Origin of the sequence: Bacteriovorax sp. DB6_IX (assembly GCF_000447775.1) — a bacterium.
In the GTDB taxonomy this organism is placed as follows: domain Bacteria; phylum Bdellovibrionota; class Bacteriovoracia; order Bacteriovoracales; family Bacteriovoracaceae; genus Halobacteriovorax_A.
In genome coordinates, this window is the sequence record NZ_AUNJ01000138.1 from 1 (window position 1) to 4947 (window position 4947).

The 4947-nt window shown below is 36.9% G+C and carries 5 protein-coding genes; 1 reads left to right on the forward strand and 4 read right to left on the reverse strand.

Going from position 1 to position 4947, the window contains the following annotated elements; genetic code table 11:
• From M901_RS04270 to M901_RS04285, 4 genes are all read right to left on the reverse strand, one after another.
• Positions 1–626, reverse strand: a 626-nt coding sequence (locus tag M901_RS04270; protein ID WP_021276958.1) for an ABC transporter substrate-binding protein, incomplete at its 3' end; no start/stop codon positions are given.
• 44 nt (positions 627–670) lie between these two features.
• Complete coding sequence (locus M901_RS04275; protein ID WP_021276956.1) at positions 671–1486, reverse strand: ABC transporter substrate-binding protein; 816 nt, start codon at positions 1484–1486, stop codon at positions 671–673.
• Between the two features lie 112 nt (positions 1487–1598).
• Positions 1599–2264: a hypothetical protein gene (locus M901_RS04280; protein ID WP_034720281.1), complete on the reverse strand. Its 666-nt coding sequence runs from the start codon at positions 2262–2264 to the stop codon at positions 1599–1601.
• Complete coding sequence (locus M901_RS04285; protein ID WP_021276957.1) at positions 2183–4057, reverse strand: tetratricopeptide repeat protein; 1875 nt, start codon at positions 4055–4057, stop codon at positions 2183–2185. Before M901_RS04285 ends, M901_RS04280 begins: the two co-directional genes overlap by 82 nt.
• A gap of 487 nt (positions 4058–4544) precedes the next feature.
• Between M901_RS04285 and M901_RS04290 the strand changes: the two genes are divergently transcribed.
• Positions 4545–4931, forward strand: a complete 387-nt coding sequence (locus tag M901_RS04290) for a polyhydroxyalkanoate synthesis regulator DNA-binding domain-containing protein (protein WP_021276954.1) — start codon at positions 4545–4547, stop codon at positions 4929–4931.
• Positions 4932–4947 lie beyond the last annotated feature (16 nt).

Consider the following 4947-nt stretch of genomic DNA (forward strand, 5'->3'; position numbering starts at 1 on the left):
TTATTTGGTCCATAAAGTAGCTGTAGGAAGTTTTCAGCATCTGGGTAATCTGCACCCCATGCAATTCCGTAAAGCATAACTTGTCTTTTAGTGATTTTCTTTTGAAGCTCTGGCCAAGTATTTTGAACAACTCTTACGCTAATTCCAATCTCACCCATGTGCTTTTTAAGAAGTTCTCCGATCTGTCTTGAAGTTGAAGAACTTGGACAGTCGTAAGTAATTTCAGGAAGCCCTTTACCATCTGGGTAACCAGCTTTAGCAAGAAGCTCTTTTGCTTTCGCAATATTCTTTGCTCTATATGGAGCTTTGTAGTCTTTCATGTATCCAGCAATTCCTGGAGGGATGATTGACTGAGCAGGCATTGCTCTAACATCGTTATAGAAAAGTCTATTTAGTTCATTAACATCAAATGCTAGTGACATTGCTCTTCTAAGATCAGTATTTTGGAATAGCTTCATATCATGGTTGAAAGCTGTGTAAGTTACGTCAAGAGAAGGAGTAACCTCAAGAGAGATTTCTTTCTTTGCCATATCTGGGCTTAGCTTCTTTCCAGTTGAAACCATTGAGTCAAAGTTATCTTTATCAACAGCATTGTAATCTACTCTACCTTTTTTGAATTGAAGCATTCTCGGTTGAGATTCTGTGATGATATTAACAACAACCTTATCAACTAGAGGAAGATCTTTTCCTGATCAGCTAGCATTGGCTTAAACTCTTCCGAAGCTTCTGATGGGAAAACTTTCTTTCTGAAAGTTGGGTTCTTAACATACTCAAGTCTTTTAGAAGTTTGCTTGAATACTTTTCCTTTAAGCATGAATGGTCCTGTCCCAACTGGGTGGTTTAGGAACTCTTTTCCATACTTTTCTACAGCTTCTTTAGCTACTACAAAAGTAAATGGCATAGCTAGAGAGTATAGGAACTGTGGAAATGGCTTATTAAGTTGGAAAACAAGTGTGTGCTTATCAACGGCCTTTAGACCTTCAATAGCCTCAGAGTAATCAACAACATCTTTCTCAGCGTTCTTGTCTCTCCACTCATTAAGACCTTTGATTTTTCCATCAAGAAGCCACCAACCAAGACCTTGAAGTTTTGGATCAGCAAGTCTTTTGATAGAGTAAACAAAATCTTCTGCAGTAAGCTCTCTTCCTTTTCCACCTTCAAAAGCTGGATCATCTTGGAAAAGAACACCTTTTTTAATTTTAAATGTATAAGTCATTCCATCTTCTGAAACGACAGGAAGGCTTTCCGCTAGGTTTGGAACTAGCGTGTAAGGTCTTTTTAAGTAATGGTACTCTAAAAGCCTCTCATAGATTCTAGCAATTTCGTTACTTGAATAACGATCGTTTGCATAAATAGGATCCATTCCCTTAATCTCACTACCTACGGCAAGATTAAGAACTTTTTCACTCATGTCTACTTTCTTCGTACAAGATCCGAAAAGCATCAGACCAGAAAGTAGAGCAATGGAAATCTTTTTCATTTTCATGTTTCTTCCCTTTATTGTTTGTCTCGTTGTTTAAAAACGGTTAGATAGGATTTATACCTAAATCCCTACTGATTTGCCAGAGTAAAAAGGTTTTGAGGGGGATGACACGCCGCTACTGGCAGCTATCCAAGGCCAAATCCAGCGAAAGTGGATTCTTTTTTGACTTCATGTGTAAAGCTTTGACTCTGATCGATTGATACATACCACTTCTCAATCTTCCAAAATCAATGACAAGTTCGTATTCATCTGACCACGCAGAGCGAAACTGCTCGCCCTTATCAGTTTTTAGAATTTGTCCATTTAAACACTGTGAGTCAGAGCACTGAGAATTCTGAACTTTTGAAATACCATCGAAGAATTTTGCACTTTGCAAAAGGAAATCATCAAAGAGTTGAACGGCCTTTAACTTTCTTTTCTTCAAAAGACTCTTAGATACTTTTTGATACAAACTCCCACCAAGGTTCTTCTTGGAACCGAGAGGAAGAGTCAAAGTCTCTTGTCCTTTAAAAGGGATATCAATCCCCAGCGTATAATCAAGATCTTTAACGGCTGCTTGATAAGTGAATCGATTCTCTTGTGAAGAAACCTTAAGACGTCCACGCCCAGTAGAATTCAAACAGACTCTAGAAGCAAAGTCTGCTTCTAGAGAGTTTGTTGTATTTTGATTTTTTTGATTTGTCGTACAAGAAGTTAGTACTAACGAGAAGCAGGCAACCTTAAAGATTCTAAATCTTCTAGTCCCCTCAATACTTCTTCTCTTTCTGATTCTACTTTGCAATTTTTTAGTGCCTCGACATAATACTCTTTAGCTTTATCATAGTTGTTCATCGCCTTATAAATCAAGGCTAAATGTTTTGTAATCACAACATCATCTTGAACAAGCTTCCAAGCTTTATATGTTTCTTTAAAGGCATTCTTAAAATCACCTTTCTTATAGTAGTACCAACCAAGAGAATCTCTGATATAACCATCATTTGGTTTTAGCTTTACGGCCTTACTAATGTATTCATAGGCCTTGTCAAAGTCATTTCCTCTTTCAAGAATCGAATACCCAATGAAGTTTAAAGCATGTGGGTTCTCAGGGTTTCTCTCAAGCATCTTTCTAACAATAGCTTCAGCCTTTCCATATTCTTTTACTCTTTCATAAAGAGCTGCTAAGTAGTAATCGTGTCCCTCAGAAAAACCTTGGACATCTTTCACACTCTCCATTGTCTGAATCGCCTGTCTAAAGTCCTTATTAGATTCTTGATATCCTGCCAGAATCACACTTAACTCAACATTCAATCCATCACTCTTTTGTGACTTCTTATTAATAAAGCTAATGAAGCGATCTTCACCCTTTTTAATATTAGAATCTCTATCATTTTGCGCAATCACATTTAGAATTTGAGCAATCTGAATATTACTTTCATGATAAAGAGCACTCGTATCACTTATTTTCGAGTAGTACTCAATGGCGCTCTCATTTTCAGCAGTTTGCTGATAAAGGCTTGCAAGGTAATAAAGAACTTTGTCTGAGTCTGGGACAACTTTTAGAATTTCTCTAAAAATACTCTTTGCCTCATCAATTTTACCAACCTCAGTGTAGAGAACCCCTAATCTCACTTTAAGATTTAGGTTATCTTCATCAATGGCCAGAAGTCTTTCCAGATGAGGGATGACACCTTCATACTTTCCTTCAGAAAAAAGCAGATTTACATATTTACTTAGAACTGAGTAGCTATTTGGTTTTCTTTTAATGAATCTCTCATAGAGTTTTAGAGCTTTCTCATTTTGAGATTTAAGTTCATAAATATGTCCTAAAAGGAGAATACTTTGGTAGTGATCCTTATCTTCTCTTAATGAGAGCCTTAAGTTTTGAATCGCTGATTTCATTCTATTGCGATCAAAGTCCAGCTTTGCTTTAAAGTAAGTAAATGAAGCTCTATTTTTTACCGAAGATTTACGGCAAAAATCCAGAACAGAGAATGCTCGCTTATACTTATTCTCCGCAACATAAGCCTTAGATAGGAAGATACAGGCCTCAGGGATTTCACCCTTTGTTTGATCAACAATGGCCTTGTATAATTTAATCGACTTTGACTTATTTTTGAGGGCTGAATAAACCCCGGCCAAAAGAAGGTTGGCCTTCTCTTTAAGATCCTTATCTTTAGAATTTGATACTAGAAAAACAAGCTCGTCCTTAGCCTTCACCAGCTGGTTTGACTTGATTAGTTCAACTGCATACTTCTTTCTGATATAGATATCATTTGGATTCAATTTTACGATGTATTTAAATATTATTGAGGCAGAATAAGAATCTCCCTTGAGAGATGCATCATTGGCCTTAAAAAAAAGATCAGTTGATAAATATCTCATGGCCTCAGGACCAGCGGCAATGGCCTCATCAGTCACGCTTCCCAGACGGCTCTCAACATTAGCCTTAGCCTTTAAAGCTGCCTGATAGCTATCAATTTCCTCAACTCTTTTTTCGCTTAGCTTCTGCTTAATCGCCTCAGGTGATTTTTGAACACTGGAACAACTAACGGCAAATGCTAGGGTCATTACGAAAAGTGGTGTGAATCTATTCATCTACATTCCTTCTGAACTCAAGAAGCTTCCCGCTCCTCTATTCAACCTTTTCGTCCTAATTTCCCTAGACTTTACGAACTTTGCGCCCGGTCGACATCTTTTCCCCTATTGTACTATAAAACCTAGCCCTCATTGGACTCTGCGAATCTAAACAAAATATAAGTTATTGTTTTTCTGTTTTTTTTGGAGTTTTTTTTGGCGGTGCAAAGATTTTTGAAGGTTTTCACCTTGACAGTCAAAGTCATAAACTGCTAATTCATTTGTGCACTTGGAAAACGCTAAGCACTAATTATTGAACGGCTACAGCTTTCATTGGTTAACACCTTGAAATTGCGTGCCTTTCTCTTTGCTAGAGTTAAGCTGAATGAAAAATGTACACTAGGTCTTAAAGTATATAACACTATGTGCTAAAAACCTTTGTGTTTAGATAATAGCGAAAAACTTGAGAGTTACTCTCAAATATTAAAACCGAATAGGGGATGTTAATATGAACGATGTTAGAATTATCAAAAGGTACCAAAACAGAAAGCTTTATGACACTCACCAAAGCTGTTATGTTACTCTTGAAGAAATCGCTCAAATCATCAGAGAAGGGCACGAGATTCAAGTAATTGATAATAAGACAAAAAATGATATTACTTACATGACTCAGATCCAACTTCTTTTTGATCAAGAGAAAAAATCAACAAAAGCTGGTGACGTAGAACTTCTGAAGAGAGTTATCAGAGCTGAAGAAGGTACTTTTACTGGATATATCAGATCTCTTGAAGGTGTTGAGTCTACTACAACTGAAGAAGCTCCAGTTAACACTTTCAATGCATTTAATGCATCAGAGCTTAACACAACTGTTGAAACTACAAACACTTTAAACTAATATAGAACTCAGTTCT